This is a genomic window from Stenotrophomonas maltophilia (genome assembly GCF_004920835.1).
GTDB lineage: Bacteria > Pseudomonadota > Gammaproteobacteria > Xanthomonadales > Xanthomonadaceae > Stenotrophomonas > Stenotrophomonas maltophilia_AQ.
Genome location: NZ_QFHO01000005.1, coordinates 175380 through 194150, shown reverse-complemented (window position 1 = coordinate 194150; position 18771 = coordinate 175380). Strand labels below are relative to the sequence as shown.

Sequence of the window (18771 nt, the reverse complement as noted above, 5' to 3'; positions counted from 1 at the left end):
CCCACGGATAGCCGCTGTTGCTGTTGCTGTTGCTGTTGCTTCGGCTTTTGCCTCTGCGAGTGCAGGGCGCAGCCCTGCAGACACCCCTTCCCTGAGCATTCCGCGTAGTGGTTTGAGCGCCGCGCGCACACCGGCCACGGCAGGCTATGCAGCAACGGAATTGCCCGTCATCCACCGAGAACCGCCATGACCCTGCGTCACCTGCCGCTGCACGGCGCCCTGCTGCTGGCCCTGTCGTGCCTGCCGCTGACCGCGCTGGCCGAAGCCACCTCGCCTGCCCCCACACAACAGGTGCCCGGCGTCTACCACCAGCGCGTCGGGGCGCTGCAGGTCACCGCCCTGTTCGATGGTGTGGTCGCACTGGGCCGGCAGGAAGTGGTGGACGTGCCGCCGACGCTGGTCAGCCGCCTGCTGGAAGGTCGCTATGTGCCGGAAGACAAGAAGGGGCTGCAGACCGCGATCAACGCTTTCCTGGTGCGCCAGGGCAATCACCTGACCCTGGTCGATACCGGTACCGCGCAGTGCTTCGGTCCTGGCCTGGGCCAGGTGCTGGGCAATCTACGTGCTTCCGGCGTCGACCCGGCCGAGGTGGACGAGGTGCTGCTGACCCATGCCCATCCGGACCATCTGTGCGGCGTACTCGACGCGCAGGGCAAGCCGGCCTACCCGAACGCCACGGTGTGGCTGTCCAAGGCCGATGCCGGTTACTGGCTCAACCCGGCCAGCGAGGCCAGTGCACCGCAAGGCGTACGCTTCGCCTTCCCACTGGCACGCAACGCGGTAGCGCCGTACCAGGCCAGCGGCCATCTGCGTACCTTCAGCCCCGGCGATGCCCTGCCCGGCGGTGCTGTGGCGATGGATACCCATGGCCATACCCCGGGCCATGTCTCCTACCGGTTCGACAGCCTGGGCCAGTCACTGCTGGTGTGGGGTGATGTGCTGCACTTCCACGCGGTGCAGTTCGCGCACCCGGAGGCCGCGTTCGAGGCCGATTCGGACCGCAAGGCGGCCATCACCAGTCGCCGCAGCCTGCTGCAGCAGGCCACCGCCAACCGCTGGTGGGTGGCAGGTGCGCACCTGCCGTTCCCCGGCCTGGGCCATGTGCGCAGCGAGGGCCAGGCCTATGCCTGGGTGCCGGCGGAGTATTCGCCGCTGAAATGAAACCTTGCAGAGCCGAGCTCATGCTCGGTTCTTCGGGGTCTCGCCGCGCTGCGCGCGGCAGCCGAGCATGGGCTCGGCTCTACAGGAATGCCGCCGGGCGTCGCCCGGCGCACCTTGTTCTTATTCCAGCCCCAGCCAGCCGCCGATGATGCCGCGGGCTTCGTCCACACCGGTGCGGGCGGCGCCGGAGAACACCTGCACGCTGACCGTATCCCCGAAGGAGGAGTGCAGTTCCTTGCGCACCTTCTGCAGGGTCTGCATCTGCTGGCTGCGGCTCAGCTTGTCGGCCTTGGTCAGCAACGCATGCGCCGGCAGGCCACGCTGCACGGCATAGGCCAGCATCTGCCGGTCGTAGTCCTTCAGCGGGTGGCGGATATCCATCACCACCACCAGCCCCCTCAGCGCATTGCGGGTGCGGAAGTAGCGGTCGATGAAGGCCTGCCAGTGCGCCTGCAGGTCCAGCGGCACCTTGGCGTAGCCGTAACCGGGCAGATCGACCAGATGGGCTTCCGGGGTCACCTGGAAGAACACCAGCTGCTGGGTGCGGCCGGGGGTCTTGGAGACCCGGGCCAGGCTGTTCTGGCGGGTCAATGCGTTGAGAGCACTGGACTTGCCGGCGTTGGAGCGGCCCGCAAAGGCCACTTCGGCCCCCTCATCGGGCGGCAGCTGCCCCATGTTGTGGGCAGAGAGGTGGTATTGAGCGCGTTCGATGAGCAATGACATGTGCATAGGATCGCATGTTGCGGCACCGCGCGCCCGGCCCGGGGCCCTCTGCCGGGAAAATGCTGCACTGCTGCGTTGACCGTGCGCGGAAACGGCGTTGATAATCCGGGCGATGCCGTGGCTGCCGCCCGGCCCGGTCCATACGGAGCTTTAGCATGCGCCACGCTCGCGTTCTTGCCGTATCCGCCCTTGCCACTGCCGTAGTCGTTGCCGCCGCTGCGTTCGCGCAGACCACGTTGACCCCGCTGCCCGACAACGGGCCGATCAACACCGCCTCGCTGGAGGTGGATTTCAGCAAGACCCACTGGGGCGATGCCAAGGCAGGCCAGACCAAGGCCTCGGCCTGCGCGGCCTGCCATGGCGCCGACGGCAACTCCACGGTGGAGATGTACCCGTCCATCGCCGGCCAGAGCGAACGCTACGTGGCCCAGCAGATGGCCCTGATCGCCAACGGCCAGCGCAGTTCCGGTGCGGCGGTGGCGATGGTGCCGTTCGTGCAGAACCTCACCCCGCAGGACATGCGCGATATCGGCGCGTTCTTCGCCACGCAGAAAGCCACCGCCGGCATCGCCGACGACACGGCGGTCACCGAAGGCCCCTACAAGGGCATGAAGTTCTATGAGATCGGCCAGCAGCTGTACCGCGGCGGCGACGCCAAGCGTGGCCTGCCGGCCTGCATGGCCTGCCACGGCCCCAGCGGCGCCGGCAATCCGGGCCCGGCCTACCCGCATATCGGTGGTCAGCACGCCAGCTACGTCGCGCGGCGCCTGCAGGAATACCAGGCCGGGCAGACCCACGAGACCGACAAGGCGCACTTCCAGATCATGGCTGCGGTCGCGCAGAAGCTGAGCGAGCAGGAGGTGCAGGCGCTGTCGAGCTACCTGCAGGGCCTGCACAACAAGGCCGATGACGTGGCTGCCGCGCCTGTGCCGGCACAACCGGCCGCCGCCCCCTGACCACCATTGGTCGGCCCGGGCCGCCACCACGGCCCGCGCCTGCGGTATGTTTCCTTCACGCCGGCGACTGCGCCGGCGTTGCTTTTTTCAACGGAGATGCGTGTCGATGAGGTTGATTTCCCGCCTGCTGTTGTCCCTGCTGGTCCTGCTGCCGCTGGCCGCCAGCGCCGCCACCCCTGCCAACGCGCCGCTGGTGGAAGGCAAAGACTACGAACGCATCGCCCAGCCGGGCCCGTTCCAGCCGCTGGCCGGCAAGATCGAGGTGGTCGAAGTCTTTGGCTACACCTGCCCACACTGCGCCCATTTCGAGCCGCAGCTGGAAGCCTGGGCGGCCAAGCTGCCGGCCGACGTGCGCTTCACCCCGGTCCCGGCCGCATTCGGTGGCGCCTGGGATGCCTGGGCGCTGGCCTACTACGCCGCCGACCAGGTAGGCGTGGCCAAGCGCAGCCACGCGGCCGTGTTCAAGGCCCTGCATCAGGATGGCTCGCTGCCGATGCAGAACGTCTCGGCCGATGAGCTCGCCAACTTCTACAAGGCCTATGGCGTGACCCCGGACCGCTACATCCAGGCCCTGCGCAGCGATGCGGTGCAGAAGAAGGTCGACGCGGCCCGCGCCTTCGCCCAGCGCACCAAGATTCCGGGCACCCCGGCGATCATCATCAACGGCCAGTACCTGGTGCGTGGCAACAGTTTCGACGACCAGCTGCGCATCGCCTCGGCGCTGATCGCCCAGGCCCGCGCCGCCCGCGGCCGCTGAACCAATACACACCATCGACACGGCGCTGTCGCCGCCGCATGTCATCATTTCCCTCTGGCCGGCACTGGTTGCCGGCCCCACCTATCCAGATGCTGGAGACGTTTCCATGAAGATCCGTTACGCCCTCGCACTCGCAGCGCTGCTGCCGATCCTGGCCGCCTGCAAGGCCGACGATGGCAGCACCAACACCACCGCCGCCCCGGCTGAGCCGACCGCCGCTCCGGCCACCACCGAGCCGGCAGCACCGGCCGCTGGCAGCGAAGGCGCCGCCCCGGCCGCTGAAGGCGACAAGGCCCCGGCTGAAGCCGCACCGGCCGCCGCACCGGCCCCGACCACCGCCGCACTGACCGGCCCGGCCCCGGTGGAAGGCGCCGACTACCAGGTGATCCCGAACGGCCAGCCGTTCCAGCCGGCCGCCGGCAAGATCGAAGTGACCGAGATCTTCGGCTATGTCTGCCCGGCCTGCGCAGCGTTCCAGCCGCTGGTCGGCCCGTGGAAGGCCGGCCTGCCGAGCGATGTGAACTTCGTCTACGTGCCGGCCATGTTCGGCGGCACCTGGGATGACTACGCCCGTGCCTTCTACGCCGCGCAGACCCTGGGCGTGCAGGAAAAGACCCACGAGGCGCTGTACGCCGCCATCCACTCGCAGAAGACCCTGAAGGGCGAGCGCGGCCGTGACTCGGTGGACGACATCGCCAAGTTCTACGGCGCCTATGGCGTGGATCCGAAGCAGTTCGCCGCCACCATGGGCAGCTTCGCGGTGAACGCCAAGACCAACTCGGCCAAGCAGTTCGCCCAGCGCAGCCAGATCAGCGGCACCCCGTCGATCATCGTCAACGGCAAGTACCTGGTGAAGGGCAAGAGCTTCCCGGACATGCTGCGCATCGCCGACCACCTGATCGCCCGCGAGCGCGGTGCGGCCCAGGCTCACTGATCCAAGAGAAGCTGTTCCCGGCCGTGACTTCCCCCCACACACGGACCCTGCGCTTGCTGACGGCCAACATCCAGGCCGGCTCAAGTACCCGCCGCTACAGTGACTATGTGACCCGCAGCTGGTCACATGCACTGCCGGCGGGTCGCAAGCGCAGCAGTCTTGACGCGATCGCCACCTTGGCACGCGAACACGACATCGTCGGCCTGCAGGAGGCCGACCCGGGCAGCCTGCGCTCGGGCTTCACCAACCAGACCCACTACCTGGCCCAGCGCGCCGGCTTCAACTACTGGAGCCACCAGCCGAACCGGCGCATGGGCGGGGTCGCTTCCAGCGCCAATGGCCTGCTGAGCAAACTGGAACCGGTGGAAGTACAGGACCACGCCCTGCCCGGCCGCATCGGCGGGCGCGGCGTACTGCTGGCCAAGTTCGGGGATGGCGAGGACGGCCTGGCGGTGGCGGTGGCCCATCTGTCGCTGGGGGCGGGTTCGCGGATGTCACAGCTGGGCTTCATCGCCGAGCTGCTGTCCGACCACCCCAACGCCGTACTGATGGGCGACTTCAACTGCCTGGCCGAACGCCCGGAAATGCAGGTGCTGTACCAGAAGACCCGGCTGCAGCCACCCGGCTGCATCGTGCCGACCTTCCCCAGCTGGCGCCCCGACCGCGCCATCGACCACATCCTGGTCAGCAGCGGCCTGCAGACCCGCAGCGTGGAAGCCGTACCGGCGGCGTTCTCCGATCACCTCGCGCTGGCGATGGCGATCGACGTACCGGCCAACGCCCTGCGCTGAGCGCTTCCGCTGCGCTCGCCGGGCATGGCCCGGCGCTACCGACCCTGGTAGGGGCCAACCTTGGTTGGCACGCCGCTCTGGTGGGTGCGGACCACTGCCCTGGTGGGTGCCAACCTTGGTTGGCACGCTGCCCTGGTGGGTGAGGACCGTTGGTCCGCACGCTCTCCGCCGGTCACGGCCCGGCGCTACCCCGCCTGCACCACCGGCGCCTTCAGCCGCCTTGCCGTCATCGTGCTGCCCACCGAGGCCAGCACCGTGCAGCCGATGGCCAGCCACTGCAGTCCATGCAGGTGCTCGTGCAGCAGCAGCATCGCCCACAGCGCGGCCACCGCCGGCTCCATGCTGATCAGGATGCCGAAGGTCTCCTTCGGCAGGCGTTTGAGCGCCATCATCTCCAGCGACATCGGGATCGCGCTGGACACCAGCGCCACCAGCAGGCCTGCCGCCAGAATCTTCGGATCGAGCAGCGCGGCGCCGGCATGCACCACGCCCACCGGCACCACCACCAGCGACGCGGCCAGCAGGCCCAGCGACACCGAATGCCCGGCATGCAGGTGACCGGCACGCTTGCCGAACACGATGTACAGGCCCCAGCACGCCGCCGCACCCATGGCATACAGCACGCCGGCCGGATCCAGCGCCGGGCCGCCACCGATCGGCAACAGCAACAGCAGCCCCACCGCCGCGCAGCCCACCCACAGGAAGTCGATCGGTCGTCGTGATGACAGCATCGCTACTGTCAGCGGGCCGGTGAACTCGATGGCCACCGCGATGCCGAAGGGGATCGTGCGCAGGGCCATGTAGAACAGCAGGTTCATCAGGCCCAGGGTGAGCCCGTAGCGCAGGATGGTGATCGCATCCACGCGGCTGGTCTTCCAGCGCCACGGCCGCCAGAACAGCAGCAGCAACAGCGCCGAGAAGCCCACCCGCAATGCGCTGGTGCCCTGCGCGCCGATCAGCGGGAACAGGTGTTTGGCGTAGGACGTGCCGATGGCCAGCGAGGTGACCGAACCGAGCACTGCCAGCGCCGGCAACATCGGCGCGAATCGTGAAGTCTGCATGCGCAAAGTCTATTGCGCCGGCGCCGAGCACTTGGCTCAATTGACAGCCCGTTCGTGCAATTTCTGCTCACCATGGCCATCGCCCCCGTGCTCGACAGTTTCGACCGCGCCATCCTCGACCTGCTGCAGCGGGACAACACCCTGCCGCAGCGCGAGATCGCCGAGGCCGTGCACCTGTCCACTCCTGCGGTGCAGCGCCGGATCAAGCGCCTCCAGGACAGTGGCGTGATCGCGGCCAATGTGGCCGTGGTTGCCGCGGCCAAGGTGGGGCGGCCGCTGACCATCATTGTCGAGGTGCGCGTGGTCAGCGAGCAACGCGAACGCGTGGCGCCGTTCAAGCGCCGCGTGCAGGACGACCCGGCCGTGCAGCAGTGCTATTCAATTACCGGTGACGGCGATTTCCTGCTGCTGCTTTCGGCGGCGTCGATGGAGGAGTACGAGACGATCACCGAGCGGTTGTTCGGTGGCGACGACAACATCGAGCGCTTCCGCACCTCGGTGGCACTGGGCACGTTGAAGCGGAGTTTCGAAGTGCCGCTGCTGCCAGTTCCATAGCGTCGAGCCATGCACGACTGCCTTACTACCGCAAAGCAACAGCCGTCGAGCATGGCTCGACGCTACAGCCGGAGACCATGAGCACATTCCCCTCTCCTGCCCACCGCCTGCGCCGCTGGCTGCTGCGCGGCCTGTGGCTGGGCATTGCCATCGTTGCCGCGATGACGCTGTGGAACAGCCCATGGGCGGCCGCGCCGAAAATGCTGTGGGCACTCTCGCGGATGCCGCCGGCCACCGAACTGCCGGTGCCGGTGGAGGGTGTACGCCCCCAGCAGATTGCCGACACCTTCGGCGCGCCGCGAGGCCGTGACCGCTCCCACGCCGGCATCGACATCTTCGCCAAGCGCGGCACGCCGGTGCGCAGCGTCACTGCCGGCGTCATCGCGGATGTCAGCGAACGCGGCCTCGGTGGTCGCCAGGTCTGGGTGATCGGGCCCGGGCGGGAACGCTACTACTACGCGCATCTGGAAGGCTGGGCCGAGGGCCTGGCGCGCGGCCAGGTGGTGCAGGCCGGTGACCTGCTCGGCCACGTGGGCGACAGCGGCAATGCCAAGGGCACGCCGCCGCATCTGCACTGGGGCATCTACGGCACGAACGGCCCCCGCGACCCGTTGCCGTTGCTTCGCTGATCGCCATGGCGCACCCGCGCGCCGAACTGTTCATGATTTGTAAATAGGAATAGTTCGCATTACTATTTCTTTCGTTTCCGGTGGTGCCAGGACGGCCTGCCCGCCCTTCCCCTACCCGTAAGCGCCTCGCCTCCTGGATGCCGGCCGAACGCGCGTGCTCGTCCAGGATTCCCCATGACCCGTCCCGCCTTCCGTACCCTGCAGCCGCAGCGGCTGTCCATTGCCGTGTTCGCTGTTCTCTGCACCGTGGCCCCGGCCGCCCTTGCCGACACCGCCGCCGACCCGACCACGCTGGACAAGGTGGTGGTCAAGGGCGAGCGTGCCGAAGGCTATTCGGTACGCCGCACCTCGGCCGGCACCCGCTTCGATCTGGCACCGCGCGAGATCCCGCAGTCGGTCAGCATCATCAGCCACCAGCGCATCGAAGATCAGAAGCTGGACGACATCATCGACGTGCTGGCCAACACCACCGGCGTGACCAGCACCCAGTCCGACAGCGAGCGCACCGAGTTCTACGCGCGCGGCTTCTACATCGATGCCTACCAGTTCGACGGCCTGCCGACGCAGATGGTGCAGAACTGGAGCTACGGCGATTCCGGCCTGGACCTGGCCCTTTATGACCGCGTGGAAGTCGTGCGCGGCGCCACCGGCCTGCTCAGCGGCGCCGGCAATCCATCCGCATCGGTGAACCTGATCCGCAAGCACGCCGACAGCGCCGAGCTGACCGGCAGTGTCTCGGTGAACGTGGGCAGCTGGGGCCGCACCCGGACCACCGTGGACGTCGGCAGTGCGCTGAATGCCAGCGGCACGGTGCGTGGCCGCGTGATCGGCAGCTACCTGGACACCGATGGGCAGATGGACCGCTACAACCAGCGCAAGACGCTGGGCTATGCGGTGATCGACGCCGACCTGACCCCGGATACCCAGCTCAGCGTGGGCTACGACTACCAGCAGAAGCGCGCCAACGGCGCGACCTGGGGTGGCTTCCCGATGTGGTACGCCGACGGTAGCCCGACCAACTACCCGACCTCGTTCAATCCGTCGCCGGACTGGACCTACTGGGATACCACCAGCAAGCGTGCGTTCGCCACCCTGCAGCACGCCTTCAGCAATGGCTGGAAGTTCAAGATCGGCGCCACCCATGACCGCACCAAGGCCGACGACAAGCTGTTCTATCCGTCCTACACCGCGTTCGACAAGAATACCGGTGCTGGCGTCACACCGATGGCCGGTTTCTACAACACCGAGCGCAAGGTCGATGGCATCGATGGCTACATCGACGGACCGTTCCAGCTGTTCGGACGCGAACACCAGTTCATGGCCGGCCTGAGCTACAACAAGCGCGAGTTCGCCAACTATGGTGACTTCCAGATGGGCGGTCCCAATTGGAAACCGTTCGACAGCTATCTCAACTGGACCGGCAACATCGCCCAGCCGAACTGGAATCCGCTGGCGCTCGCCAGCCAGGGCACCATCACCCAGAAGGCCGGCTACGCGGCCGCACGCCTGTCCCTGGCCGATCCGCTGAAGCTGATCCTCGGTGCGCGTTACACCAACTGGAAGAGCGAAGGCGAGAACGACGACCGCGAGCACAAGGTGACCACCCCGTATGCCGGCCTGGTGTATGACATCAACGACACCTACTCGGCCTACGCCAGCTACACCGAGATCTTCCAGCCGCAGACCGCACGCGACCGCAACGACCGCTACCTCGATCCGGTTGATGGCAAGAGCTACGAGGTGGGTGTCAAGGGTGCCTGGTTCGACAACCGCCTGAACGCTTCGCTGGCGGTGTTCCGTATCGAACAGGACAACGTGGCCCAGGCCACCAGCGAACCGATCATCGGCCGTCCAGGCGAGTTCGCATCGATCGCTGCACGCGGCACCGTCAGCCGCGGCTTCGAGTTCGAAGTGAACGGCGAACTGGCACCGGGCTGGAATGCCACCTTCGGTGCTTCGCGCTATGTGGCCAAGGACATCAACGACGCCGACATCAACACCAACCTGCCGCAGACCGCACTGAAGCTGTTCACCAGCTACACCCCGCAGTCGCTGCAGGCACTGACCGTCGGCGGCGGCGCCAACTGGCAGAACCGCATCTACTACGCTGCGCCGGTTGTGGGCCGTTTCGAACAGGAAGGCTACGCGCTGGTGAGTGCCTTCTTGCGCTACCGCATCTCGCCGGAGTTCAGCGTGCAGGCCAACCTCAACAACCTGCTGGACAAGAAGTACTACTCGCAGATCACCGGTTACGGTGCATACGGCGATGGCCGCAACGGCTCGCTGACGTTTACCTGGGCGTTCTGATCAGCTGCGGGGCACAACCGCCCCGCTCCTGTAGAGCCGAGCCCATGCCCGGATCAGAGAATCAGCCGAGCGTGGGCTCGGCTCCACACTAGCAAGGCAGCGCCGGAACTGACCGGCGCTGCCACGTCACATCAGAAGCGCAAATCCGCGCGCAGGTACCAGTAACGGCCACGCGGGATGTCATAGGTCGAAGCGTCGTAGCCGTTCAACGAGCACGACAGGCAGATCGGCGGATCCTTGTCGAACACGTTGTTCAGGCCAGCGGTCAGCTGCAGCCCCTTCATCCAGTCGATCTTGTAGCCCACCTGCATGTCGTGGAAGGTGGTGGCCGAGAGCGTATTGGTACCGGCGGCCTGGTTGCTGCACACCGGGAACGCAGCGGCATCTCCACAATTCTCGGTCAGCTCGGAGATGTGGCGCACCGTCCAGTTGGCGCTCCAGCGGTCCAGTGTCCAGCCGATGCTGGCATTGCTGGTCCATTCCGGAATCGAGCTGTCGGCCACTTCCACGCCCGGCTTCTGCGGCTGCTTCTGGCCAGCCGCGCCGGTAGCCTCATAGCGGCCGACGAAGGTGTTCTTCCAGCCCAGCTTGAACTGGCCGATGGAGGACTGTGGCAACGTCCAGAACAGGTCCACGTCCCAGCCATCTGTCTTGATCGAGCCGAGGTTGGTCAGGCGATTGTTGAAGCTGCTGACCGCACCGGTGCTGGCCCGGGTAATGCCATCACAGTAGACCGGGTCGAGCGTCTCCACGCACAGGTCAAGCTGGGTCTGCGCGTTGATCGCCTGGATCGCGCCGTCGATGGCGTGGCGGTAGAAGGTCACTTCCACGTCGAAGCGTTCCGACCACGAGGTGTTGTTGCCGAACCACGGGCTCCAGACGAAGCCGGCACTGAAGCTGCGCGAACGCTCCGGGTCCAGCTCGCGGTTGCCGCCGGTGGTCACCGAGATCTGCGAGTTGGCCTGCTGGAAGCCGGCCGGCACGCCCAGCGCAGCGCAGTTGGCCGCACTGCCGCGCGGCGGCGTACCGCCCAGGCCCACCGAGCAGGGATCGAACAGCTGCAGGTCGGCACGCGCCGCCGAGCCATACAGTTCGCCGATCGACGGCGCTCGGAAGCCTTCCGCATAGGTCGTGCGCAGCACGAAGTCATCGGTCACCTGCCAGCGCAGGCCGTACTTGGGCGTGAACTCGCCGCCGAAAGTCGAGTAATCCGAGTAGCGACCGGCCAGGCTCAGGTCCAGCTTCTTGCCGAACGAGGAGTCGGCGAAGATCGGCACGCTCAGCTCCAGGTAGGCCTCGTTGACGTCGTACGAACCCGAGGTCGGCTGCGATGGCACACCGTTGTAATGGCCGGCCACGGTCAACGGATCCGGCTGGTACGACCCCTCGTACTTGCGGTACTCGAAACCGGTGGCGAACGAGACCGGACCGGCCGGCAGCGAGAACAGTTCGCTGGACAGGTTGGCGGTGAACAGGCTCAGTTCGTTCTGGCTGCGGTCACGCACCACCGGCTGGATCCACTTCAGCATGTCCGGCGTGATCGAGCCGACGCCGCCGAAGATGTTCAGCGGCACACACCCCGGCGTCGCCGCACAGATTGCAGGATCGCCCAGCGCCATGTTGACGTTGTAGATGTTGTAGCTGCCGTAGTTGGTCTGCTCGGCCTTGTTCTTGCTGTACATGCCGTTGACGTCCCAGTACCAGCTGCGATCAGCGGCATGGAAGTCACCGACCAGACCGGTGGCGAAGTACGTGGTATCCACCTTCTGCTCGAACACGCGCGCGCCGCCTTCCACCGGGCGGCGGCCGATCAGGCTCATGTTGCCGCCGGACACCAGATCGAAGCCGAACGGGTTGTACGGGTTCAAGCGCGACACCACGATGTTGTCGGCCAGCGGGTTGCCTGTGGCGCCATCGGGGCCGAAGAACAGCGGCTCCGGCCCGGCCTGGTTGGTCGACTCGCGGCGGTTGCCCAGTGCCTTGACGTACCACTGCACGTTGTCGGTGATGTCAAAGCGGAACTGACCGAACAGGCCTTTGCGCTCCGACGGCGTCAGCACCATGTTGTACTCGGCGAAGTTGAAGCGGTCGGCGCTGGTGAAGCAGTGGTAGTCATCACTGCGGTTGCAGCCGGCACTGCCGTCGTAACGCGGGTTGCCTACGCCGGTATTGGGCACGATGTCCTGCTCGGCACCGGTGTTGGGATCGACGAAGGCGAAGCGGCCCTGCGGAATGCCGCCGCTGCCGAAGGCCAGGCCAGTGCCGGGAATCGGGAAGCGCGACTGCTCGCGATCCTTGGCGAACACCGGATCCTGCTTGGTCCAGCTGGCGCCCAGGAACAGGCTGTAGCGGTCACCGCTCTTGCCCCAGGCCAGATCCACGCCCTTCTGCGTGCCGTCGCCCTTGCTGTACTCACCGTAGTTCAGTGTCACCTGCCCGCCGTCGAAATCGCGGCGGGTGATGATGTTGACCACGCCCGCAATGGCGTCGGAGCCATACAGCGACGACGCACCATCTTCGAGCACTTCAATGCGTTCGACGATGGCCAGCGGAATGGTGTTGAGGTCGGTGGCCGAGCCCACGCCGGACGCGGACGACTCATTGACCCAGCGGATGCCATCGACCAGCACCAGCACGCGCTTGGCACCCAGATGGCGCAGATCGACCTGCGCCGAGCCGGCGCCTACACCGCTGCCATCGGGGGGAAAGCCGAAGTTACCGGACGAGTTGAACTTGGCATTGAGCGCCGAACCGGACCCGGTGAGCTGCTGCAGCACCTCGCCGATCGAGGTCAGGCCGGTGCGTTCGATGTCCCCGCGCGTCAGCGTCTGGATCGGTACCTGGCCTTCGACTTCAGCGCGCTTGATGCGGGTACCGGTCACTTCCACCGCATCGAGGTTGGTGGTGGATTGTGCAGCGGCACCCAGCGGTGCCAGGGCCGTCACGCACAGCGCAACGGCAACCGCCAACGGGCGGTGATGCAGGTGAATCATTCGCTCTCTCTCCAAAGGAATGTCGGGACATTGGCTGCCGCGCTCCCCCCTGCATGGCGGCAGCGTCTCCTTTGTAAACAAGTGGTAAAAACCACGGCGTGATGATCGACACTCTTTCACACGGAATTGACGCAATTGACTGGTGATTGCGTCAGATAGCTGCAGTTTATGACCGGACGATATTGTTCACGACAGGCAGCCTTGATGCCGGCTGCGACAGCGCGCGCCGGGAGCTGCCGCATTCATGGAAAAGGTCTTTGCCGGACCGTTTCATGAATAGTTTGAAATTCCTTCATTCAGAAGGCACCGCTAATCGACCCAGCGCAGACTCGCACCTCCAGCCATTCGCGGGAGAGTCGATCATGAAAGCAGTGAGTGCGGTGCTGGGCGTCACGACAGTGATGACGCTGCTTCTTTCCCCAGCGGGCGAACCGAGAGCAGGCGGCCTGATCGAGTGCAACAACTGCCCTTCTCCCACCGATGCGGCCTTGGCCTCAGGAGAGGGATTGACGGTTGTGGTGGATTTCGAGAGAGCCGAGTTGACTGCTTTCGACGTCGAACATGACCCTGGGACCGGAAGGTGGCGAGCACATCCAACCCCGGTTCCAGCGCAGATTGAAATGGCTTTTCTGCGGATCCTGGATGCGACGCTGTCAGCAGGGCAAGCACCGCTCATGCAGCAATCACCGCATGAGCGGCAGTGAGACAACGCCCTATCGCACGAAGGCGATACGTTCCATGCCGGTGGCCTCGGCGGCGGCCAGGATCCGGGCCATGCCTTCGTACTCGGCCGACGGATCGGTGGCGATGCGCAGCTCCGGCAGGTTGCCGGCATGCTCGCCGGCCTGTGCCTGCAGACGCGCCTGCAGATCGCCGATGGTCATCGGCTGGCCATCCCAGCTCAGCTGGTTCGCCGCATCCAAGCGCAGTTCGATCGGCGGTGGCGGTTCGGGACGGTCGACCACGCGATCGGTGGCCTGTGGCAACTGCACGGCAATCGGCCGGGCCACGATCGGCGCGGTCACGATGAAGATGATCAACAGCACCAGCATCACATCCACCAGTGGCGTGACATTGATGTCCGCCAGCGGGCCGCTTCTTCCTGCGCTACTGAACGCCATGTGCCGCTCCCTGCAGCCGGGCCGTTCGCCCAAGGTCGACAGTACGGCTCCCGCAGCCCTGCGGGGCAGTGCCCGCCGCTGTGACATTCAGCTGCCGTTGCCGGCCAAGGACGTGCACGCAATGCGAAACTGAATTCAGCCTCTGCCCGCTATGCTGATCGCCATGACCCGACGCTCTTCGACCGCCCTGTCCCTGCTGCCCTTGGCCACCACGCTGCTGATCGGCTGCGCCAATGCCCAGTCCCTCGATGCCCAGAACGCGCAGCTGAAGGCCGCGATCGCGGCCGCCGAACGCGGCCAGTTCGATCCCGGCCAAGCCGCCGCACTCAGCCGCCATCCAGCATACGGCTGGCTGGAGTACGCCAACCTGCGCCGCAACATCGACACCGTCGATACCGCGCAGGCACAGGCCTTCCTCAAGCGCTATGACGGCCAGGCAGTGGCCAACACCTTCCGCAGTGTGTGGCTGCCCTCGGTCGCACGCCGCCAGGATTGGCCGACCCTGCTGGCCAACTGGGCGCCCACCGACAACGCAGGCCTGCGCTGCGCGCAGCTGACCGCACGCCAGGTGACCGGCAAGGTCGATCCACAGTGGATCAGTGAAGCGCAGGACCTGTGGCGCAAGAACGGCAAGTCGCTGCCGGACGGCTGTGATGCCGTTTTCGCCGTGCTGCAGGCACAGGGTGGTCTGAGCGACGCGCTGCGCTGGGAACGCATCGATGCCGCCGCCGACGCCCAGCAGCCGGCCGTGATGCGCAGCGCCGCACGTGGCCTGCCTGCCACCGACCTGACACTGGCCAACAACTACGCCGCCTTTGTCGATAAGCCCAATACCAGCGCGTTGAACTGGCCGCGCAACGAGCGCAGCCGGCGCATCGCCACCGATGGCCTGGCCAAGCTGGCCAAGGCCGATCCCGGCGCCACCGAACAGCAGCTGCCGCAGTACGCCCAGGCGCTCGGCCTGAGTGCCGACCAGCAGGGCCAGGTGCTGTACCAGATTGCGCTGTGGACGGTGGCCTCCTACCTGCCCGATTCGGCGCGCCGCCTCAACGCGGTGCCCGAATCGGCGTATGACGAACGCCTGCACGAATGGCGCGTGCGCGAAGCGATGTCGCGCGGTGACTGGCCGGCGGCGCTGACCGCGATCCGCAGGATGGCCAGCAAGCAGCGCAGCGACCCGCGTTGGCGCTATTTCGAAGGCCGCATGCTGGAGAAGACCGGCCAGGCCCAGCAGGCGCAGCCGCTGTTCCGCGAGGCCGCGCGTGCACCGACCTTCCATGGTTTCCTCGCCGCCGACAAACTGCAGCAGGGCTACACGCTGTGCCCGTGGAAGCCGAACGACAGCGCACAGGCACAGGCGGTGATCGCGCGCGACCCGGCCATCCAGCGCGCGATGGCGCTGTACCAGATCGATCGCGCTGGCTGGGCCGTGGCCGAATGGAACAGCGCGCTGTCGCGCTTCGATGACACCCAGCGCCGCCTCGCCGTTCGCGTGGCGCAGGACAACGGCTGGTTCGACCGCGCCGTGTTCGCGCTCGGCAAGCAGCCGCAGGAACAGCGTCTGTACGACCTGCGCTTCCCGCTGCACCACGACGCCACCATCCGCCGCGAATCGGCGCGCAATGCGATCGATCCGGCCTGGGTGGCCGCCGAGATCCGCGCCGAGAGCACCTTCACCCCGCGCGCGCGCTCGCCTGCCAACGCCATGGGCCTGATGCAGGTGCTGCCGGCCACCGGTGCCGGCGTAGCCAAGTCGATCGGCCTGACCGGCTACGGCGGCGCCGACAGCCTGTACGATCCGGACACCAACATCGCCATCGGCACCGCCTACCTGCGCCAGCTGATGAACAAGTACGACGGCCTGCCGTACGTGACCATCGCCGCGTACAACGCCGGCCCGACCCCGACCGCACGGTGGCAGGGCCAGCGCCCGGGCTTTGATCCGGACCTGTGGATCGAGACCATCAGCTACAAGGAAACCCGCGAGTACGTCGCGCGCGTGCTGGCCTTCAGCGTGATCTACGACTGGCGCCTCAACGGCGATGCGCTGCCGCTGAGCGACCGCCTGATGGGCCGCCTGGTGGACAAGCGCAAGAGCTTCAGTTGCGCCGCCAACGCGGACCAGGGCGGGGATTGATCGCGAGCCGATGCCGGAGCGCCGGGTACGGCCTGGCGCTTGCCCCTGTGGAGCCGAACCCACGCTCGGCTGCCGTTCTGTCCCGTCGCGCTACCAGCTGATCAGCCGAGCATAGGCTCGGCTCTACAGGTCGGGCATGCCATCATGCCCCCCATGAAGATCTATCTTGTCGGCGGCGCCGTACGCGACCGCCTGCTGCAGCGCCCGGCCGGCGACCGTGACTGGGTCGTCGTCGGCGCCACGCCCACGCAGATGGAAGCGCAGGGCTTTACTGCGGTGGGCCGCGATTTCCCGGTGTTCCTGCACCCGAAGACCGGCGAGGAGTACGCGCTGGCTCGCACCGAGCGCAAATCCGGCCGTGGCTATCGCGGCTTCGTGGTCGATGCCGATCCGGCGGTCACCCTTGAAGAAGACCTGCAGCGCCGCGACTTCACCATCAACGCGATCGCCTGCGATGAGGAGACCGGCTCACTGGTCGATCCTTACGGCGGCCTACGCGATATCGAACAGCGTGTGCTGCGGCACGTCGGTCCGGCCTTTGTCGAAGACCCGCTGCGCGTGCTGCGCGCGGCGCGCTTCATGGCGCGCTTCGCGCCGCTGGGCTTCACCATCGCCGAAGAGACCATGGCACTGATGCGCGAGGTCGCCGCCAGTGGCGAGCTGGACGCGCTGGTGCCGGAACGCGTCTGGCAGGAACTGCGCAAGGCGCTGGTCAGTGAACGGCCCTCCGCCTTCCTGCGCACGCTGCACGATGCACAGGCACTGGGCCCGATCCTGCCCGAACTGGAAGCGCTGTACGGCGTGCCGCAGCGCGCGGAATTCCACCCGGAAGTCGACACCGGCATCCACCAGGAAATGGTCAGCGACATGGCCGCGAAACTGGCGCCGGGTGATGACCTGGTCGGCTTCGCTGCCCTCACCCACGACCTCGGCAAGGGCTTGACCCCGCCGGAGGAATGGCCGCGCCACATCATGCACGAGCAGCGCGGCATCAAGCCGTTGAAGGAACTGTGTGCACGGCTGAAGGTTCCCACCGAACACCAGCAGCTGGCCGAGGCCGTCTGCCGTGAGCACTTGAACGTGCACCGCATCGACGAGCTGCGCGATGCCACCGTGCTGGAACTGCTGGGCCGCTGCGATGCGCTGCGCCGGCCAGAACGCGTGGCGCGCATCGCACTGTGCTGCGAGGCCGACAAACGCGGCCGGCTCGGTTTCGACGATGCCGACTACCCACAGGGCGAAACGCTCAAGCGCCTGCACCAGGCGGCGCTGTCAGTGCAGGCACGCGATCTGGATACCACGCATCTGAAGGGCCCGGCCATCGGTGAAGCACTGGCCAAGGCGCGGGTGAAAGCCATCGCCGCCGCCCGCTGAAGCACCGGGTAGTGCCGGTCGCTGGCCGGCACCTTCACATCTCCCGTCTATCGACGGCGCTTGCGCGAAAAATGGTCGACAGCATGAGCACCCAACAAGATGGGTTGCATCAAGAGGAACAGCCATCCACCCAACCGGAGCGTCTCCACCGGATTGAACCGGGTGATGAAGAATGCGACCAGTATGAATACGACTAGAAGCCCAAGCTCGTACACAAGGAGAGATCGATTAAAAAATCTCATCACTTCAACCTGTCCTCAGCGATTTTCTGTCCAGTTCCAACTGCGGCATCAGCACCGCGTTGGCCCGCATTAGACAATGCACCCTGTACCGCCCCTTGCTTTGCTCCAATTGCGCCGGCGCTCGCAGTCGCCTCTGCAATATGTGCACCGATGCCAGCAGGTGAACTCACTGGCGCCTTCATCATATTACTCACTGCCCCTTGAGTAGACGCCTGCGAAAAGTCACCAGCGAGTTTTCCACTTCCGCTGCCCGCCAAACTGCCAACACTCCCGCCGACAGCCGACAGCCGATAAGCCCAGTTGAGCGCTTGTCACTGGTGTTCCTTCGATTGCGCCCTGTGCAGCCGTACCCGCAACACCAGTCGCGGCACCCACCGTCGCTTGAATTGCTACGACCTGACCGATCGAAATCGTCCCTCTCGCCAGGGCTCCAACCACCAGGCCGCCGGTACCACCAGTTACAACTCCAGCAACGCCGGCAATTGCCAGCTCTGTCTTGTTGATTGGCTTTCCGGGATTCATGTACTTCTGAATCCCATAGTCCACCGCCATGCCACCGGCGCCTCCAAACAGGGCTGGGCAGATTGGACAACGGCCATCAGGATCTTTGAATGTGTAGGGTGAGTTGAATCCATATGCATAGGCATTGAAATGTCTCCCATCACCATTCCCGTACATTGTGACTGGATCCACTGACAAGAAACGCCCCAAGCCTGGATCGTAATAGCGCTGCTGCATGTAGCTCAGCCCAGTCGCCGAATCACTCACGTGCCCGGCGTAACCCACTCCATCTTCAATACCAGTTCCAATCTGCGCTCCGTACGGCTCATAGCTATAGCGCTTTGTCACCCGGCCAGTCTCATCTGACTCGGCAACTACTGACCCCAGAGCATCAGTATGAATATATGTAACTGTTTCCGCTTTGGATTCAAAAGCATAGATTACAGAGAAAACAGCGAAAACTAGACCAACACCTATCGACCGCATAGCTACTCTCTCCTTGAATAGCATATTCGCTCTTAAGCTCTTC

16 protein-coding genes are annotated in these 18771 nt (G+C 65.9%); 11 read left to right on the top strand and 5 right to left on the bottom strand.

Going from position 1 to position 18771, the window contains the following annotated elements; all coding sequences use genetic code 11:
• Positions 1-186: 186 nt before the first annotated feature.
• Positions 187-1161 carry an MBL fold metallo-hydrolase gene (locus DI041_RS06280; RefSeq protein ID WP_136638982.1) on the top strand — a complete coding sequence of 325 codons (975 nt, stop codon included), beginning with the start codon at positions 187-189 and terminating at the stop codon, positions 1159-1161.
• Positions 1162-1281: 120 nt separating this feature from the next.
• On the opposite strand, the gene yihA is transcribed toward DI041_RS06280, so the two are convergent.
• Positions 1282-1884 (bottom strand): ribosome biogenesis GTP-binding protein YihA/YsxC, encoded by a 603-nt coding sequence (gene yihA, locus DI041_RS06275; protein ID WP_041864681.1) that lies wholly within the window; start codon positions 1882-1884, stop codon positions 1282-1284.
• 155 nt (positions 1885-2039) lie between these two features.
• Between yihA and DI041_RS06270 the strand changes: the two genes are divergently transcribed.
• The 4 genes from DI041_RS06270 to DI041_RS06255 all read left to right on the top strand — a co-directional run bounded on the left by DI041_RS06270 (position 2040) and on the right by DI041_RS06255 (position 5322).
• Positions 2040-2840, top strand: coding sequence for a c-type cytochrome (locus DI041_RS06270; RefSeq protein WP_136638981.1), 801 nt, complete (start codon positions 2040-2042; stop codon positions 2838-2840).
• Between the two features lie 106 nt (positions 2841-2946).
• Positions 2947-3597: a thiol:disulfide interchange protein DsbA/DsbL gene (locus DI041_RS06265; protein ID WP_006391516.1), complete on the top strand. Its 651-nt coding sequence runs from the start codon at positions 2947-2949 to the stop codon at positions 3595-3597.
• Positions 3598-3703: 106 nt separating this feature from the next.
• Positions 3704-4531 (top strand): thiol:disulfide interchange protein DsbA/DsbL, encoded by an 828-nt coding sequence (locus tag DI041_RS06260; protein WP_136638980.1) that lies wholly within the window; start codon positions 3704-3706, stop codon positions 4529-4531.
• Between the two features lie 53 nt (positions 4532-4584).
• Complete coding sequence (locus DI041_RS06255) at positions 4585-5322, top strand: endonuclease/exonuclease/phosphatase family protein (RefSeq protein WP_211195202.1); 738 nt, start codon at positions 4585-4587, stop codon at positions 5320-5322.
• A gap of 185 nt (positions 5323-5507) precedes the next feature.
• Here DI041_RS06255 and DI041_RS06250 read toward each other — a convergent pair whose 3' ends face one another.
• Positions 5508-6383 (bottom strand): EamA family transporter, encoded by an 876-nt coding sequence (locus DI041_RS06250; RefSeq protein WP_136638978.1) that lies wholly within the window; start codon positions 6381-6383, stop codon positions 5508-5510.
• Between the two features lie 72 nt (positions 6384-6455).
• Between DI041_RS06250 and DI041_RS06245 the strand changes: the two genes are divergently transcribed.
• The 3 genes from DI041_RS06245 to fhuE all read left to right on the top strand — a co-directional run bounded on the left by DI041_RS06245 (position 6456) and on the right by fhuE (position 9874).
• Positions 6456-6938: an Lrp/AsnC family transcriptional regulator gene (locus tag DI041_RS06245; RefSeq protein WP_136638977.1), complete on the top strand. Its 483-nt coding sequence runs from the start codon at positions 6456-6458 to the stop codon at positions 6936-6938.
• Between the two features lie 77 nt (positions 6939-7015).
• Positions 7016-7567, top strand: a complete 552-nt coding sequence (locus DI041_RS06240; RefSeq protein ID WP_136638976.1) for a M23 family metallopeptidase — start codon at positions 7016-7018, stop codon at positions 7565-7567.
• A 174-nt stretch (positions 7568-7741) separates the two neighbouring features.
• A complete protein-coding gene (fhuE, locus tag DI041_RS06235) occupies positions 7742-9874 on the top strand; it encodes a ferric-rhodotorulic acid/ferric-coprogen receptor FhuE (RefSeq protein WP_136638975.1) in 2133 nt (710 codons plus the stop codon).
• A 131-nt stretch (positions 9875-10005) separates the two neighbouring features.
• Here the strand turns inward: fhuE and DI041_RS06230 are convergent, their stop codons facing one another.
• Positions 10006-12867: a TonB-dependent receptor plug domain-containing protein gene (locus DI041_RS06230; protein WP_136638974.1), complete on the bottom strand. Its 2862-nt coding sequence runs from the start codon at positions 12865-12867 to the stop codon at positions 10006-10008.
• A gap of 272 nt (positions 12868-13139) precedes the next feature.
• Between DI041_RS06230 and DI041_RS06225 the strand changes: the two genes are divergently transcribed.
• Entirely contained in the window at positions 13140-13571 is a 432-nt protein-coding gene (locus DI041_RS06225) for a hypothetical protein (protein WP_136638973.1), read from the top strand.
• Positions 13572-13580: 9 nt separating this feature from the next.
• Here the strand turns inward: DI041_RS06225 and DI041_RS06220 are convergent, their stop codons facing one another.
• Positions 13581-13988, bottom strand: a complete 408-nt coding sequence (locus DI041_RS06220; RefSeq protein ID WP_136638972.1) for an ExbD/TolR family protein — start codon at positions 13986-13988, stop codon at positions 13581-13583.
• A 151-nt stretch (positions 13989-14139) separates the two neighbouring features.
• Here DI041_RS06220 and DI041_RS06215 point away from each other — a divergent pair, with 151 nt between their 5' ends.
• Positions 14140-16125 carry a transglycosylase SLT domain-containing protein gene (locus DI041_RS06215; RefSeq protein ID WP_136638971.1) on the top strand — a complete coding sequence of 662 codons (1986 nt, stop codon included), beginning with the start codon at positions 14140-14142 and terminating at the stop codon, positions 16123-16125.
• 153 nt (positions 16126-16278) lie between these two features.
• On the top strand, positions 16279-17499 hold the full coding sequence (locus tag DI041_RS06210; protein WP_136638970.1) for a multifunctional CCA addition/repair protein: 1221 nt from the start codon (positions 16279-16281) through the stop codon (positions 17497-17499).
• A gap of 464 nt (positions 17500-17963) precedes the next feature.
• Here the strand turns inward: DI041_RS06210 and DI041_RS06205 are convergent, their stop codons facing one another.
• On the bottom strand, positions 17964-18752 hold the full coding sequence (locus DI041_RS06205) for an RHS repeat domain-containing protein (RefSeq protein ID WP_136638969.1): 789 nt from the start codon (positions 18750-18752) through the stop codon (positions 17964-17966).
• Positions 18753-18771: the final 19 nt, after the last annotated feature.

Bases quoted from the DNA above. Each gene is read 5' to 3' on its own strand.
- DI041_RS06215 (WP_136638971.1), top strand. From the start codon at position 14,140: ATGCTGATCGCCATGACCCGACGCTCTTCGACCGCCCTGTCCCTGCTG.
- DI041_RS06270 (WP_136638981.1), top strand. From the start codon at position 2,040: ATGCGCCACGCTCGCGTTCTTGCCGTATCCGCCCTTGCCACTGCCGTA.
- DI041_RS06230 (WP_136638974.1), bottom strand. From the start codon at position 12,867: ATGATTCACCTGCATCACCGCCCGTTGGCGGTTGCCGTTGCGCTGTGC.
- DI041_RS06265 (WP_006391516.1), top strand. From the start codon at position 2,947: ATGAGGTTGATTTCCCGCCTGCTGTTGTCCCTGCTGGTCCTGCTGCCG.
- yihA (WP_041864681.1), bottom strand. From the start codon at position 1,884: ATGTCATTGCTCATCGAACGCGCTCAATACCACCTCTCTGCCCACAAC.
- fhuE (WP_136638975.1), top strand. From the start codon at position 7,742: ATGACCCGTCCCGCCTTCCGTACCCTGCAGCCGCAGCGGCTGTCCATT.
- DI041_RS06245 (WP_136638977.1), top strand. From the start codon at position 6,456: ATGGCCATCGCCCCCGTGCTCGACAGTTTCGACCGCGCCATCCTCGAC.
- DI041_RS06240 (WP_136638976.1), top strand. From the start codon at position 7,016: ATGAGCACATTCCCCTCTCCTGCCCACCGCCTGCGCCGCTGGCTGCTG.
- DI041_RS06220 (WP_136638972.1), bottom strand. From the start codon at position 13,988: ATGGCGTTCAGTAGCGCAGGAAGAAGCGGCCCGCTGGCGGACATCAAT.
- DI041_RS06260 (WP_136638980.1), top strand. From the start codon at position 3,704: ATGAAGATCCGTTACGCCCTCGCACTCGCAGCGCTGCTGCCGATCCTG.
- DI041_RS06225 (WP_136638973.1), top strand. From the start codon at position 13,140: ATGAATAGTTTGAAATTCCTTCATTCAGAAGGCACCGCTAATCGACCC.
- DI041_RS06280 (WP_136638982.1), top strand. From the start codon at position 187: ATGACCCTGCGTCACCTGCCGCTGCACGGCGCCCTGCTGCTGGCCCTG.
- DI041_RS06205 (WP_136638969.1), bottom strand. From the start codon at position 18,752: ATGCTATTCAAGGAGAGAGTAGCTATGCGGTCGATAGGTGTTGGTCTA.
- DI041_RS06210 (WP_136638970.1), top strand. From the start codon at position 16,279: ATGAAGATCTATCTTGTCGGCGGCGCCGTACGCGACCGCCTGCTGCAG.
- DI041_RS06250 (WP_136638978.1), bottom strand. From the start codon at position 6,383: ATGCAGACTTCACGATTCGCGCCGATGTTGCCGGCGCTGGCAGTGCTC.